The sequence below is a fragment of the Microbulbifer elongatus genome (genome assembly GCF_020524885.1).
GTDB lineage: Bacteria > Pseudomonadota > Gammaproteobacteria > Pseudomonadales > Cellvibrionaceae > Microbulbifer > Microbulbifer elongatus_A.
The window spans coordinates 1-1,191 of the sequence record NZ_JAIVKJ010000020.1 but is presented as its reverse complement, the minus strand read 5'-3'; the positions used below and the strand labels follow the sequence as shown (position 1 = coordinate 1,191).

At 44.3% G+C, this 1,191-nt stretch carries 2 protein-coding genes; both read left to right on the top strand.

All coding sequences use genetic code 11. From position 1 onward, the window contains the following. Positions 1-4 precede the first annotated feature (4 nt). Positions 5-88: an IS3 family transposase gene (locus LC059_RS18155; protein ID WP_226704578.1), complete on the top strand. Its 84-nt coding sequence runs from the start codon at positions 5-7 to the stop codon at positions 86-88. A 38-nt stretch (positions 89-126) separates the two neighbouring features. Next, complete coding sequence (locus LC059_RS17855; protein ID WP_226705232.1) at positions 127-516, top strand: hypothetical protein; 390 nt, start codon at positions 127-129, stop codon at positions 514-516. The last annotated feature ends 675 nt before the right edge of the window (positions 517-1,191 follow it).

The window sequence follows — 1,191 nt, the reverse complement described above, 5'->3', positions numbered from 1 at the left end:
ATACATCGAGGTTTTCTACAATAGAACTCGAAGGCACTCCGCATTGGGCCATATGAGCCCGGCAGAGTATGAGCGCAAATGCGCATAGTTAGAGTGTCTACTTTTTGTGGGCAAGACCATGTAAGCATGAAACAAATACTGATATTGGCTCTTCTATGTTTAGTTTCTGGAAAGGCACTTTCTGATTGCTCCTTTGAAGCGAAAAAGGATAGTTACAAGCCAGAAGTTGCAGCTAATTTGGCTGAGAAGGCGTTTAAAGAGAACAATATTTACTTCATCGCAGTAGCGGATGGAATTGGCCCTTCTCGCCCAGGCTTCGAGATTCCATTTACTTCATGTATTTTTAAAAATACTAAATGGGAGATGCTTTGGGTTGGAGCTGATTCGCAGTATTGTGCTAGCCATGAAACATTGAGAGCGCAGGCCAAGAACTATGCTCAAAATTTCAACAAGACCATGGTGCAATTGGCAACTATGCAACTCCATGAAATGTGCCCCGAGCTTCGTAAACACTAACAAACGCAGGCAGTTTGCTACGGCCCTACGGGCCTCCGCGGGACGCCCAACGCTATGCACATTTTGTGCGGGTCGCTGCGCTCCCAGTTTCGCACAAAATGTGCATAGCATTGGTCGCCCCTGCTGCGGGCGTTATATGTAAATGAAAACTGACGAGCTAATCATCTGGACCCTTCTGGTCATCGTTGTCGTGATAACCCAATATGTCGCATGGAAGAGACTCATATGTGGTTTTTTAGTTGTAAAAGCCTATAAAAACTATCAAGGCAAATACTGTTCGCATAGAAGATCACCATTGATGGTGATACTCAAAAATAATTCCTTTAGAGAACAGATCGTAGGAAGAATCGATTTCCTTGACCATATGAGAAACCATTTGTATTCCATGGACATGAAAGACACCAGTATCAAGTCTGTTAGCAGCTCAGGCATAGATATTGGGGGATTGGAGTTGCAGTTTGGAAACACGTCAAATCCAGCCTGTTTTGTGAGAGTATTGGTGCGGAGCGGAAAGGAATATCACGGAAAAATTAGTGAAAAACGGTGGTATCACATATAACAAGTGACTATGGCTCTGAGTCAACCGCTTAGGCCATGTTTCCCTCCCAGGCAGTACCATTTCGTACCATGCTGTTGAGGATAACAATCATCTTACGCATGCATGCCACCAGAGCA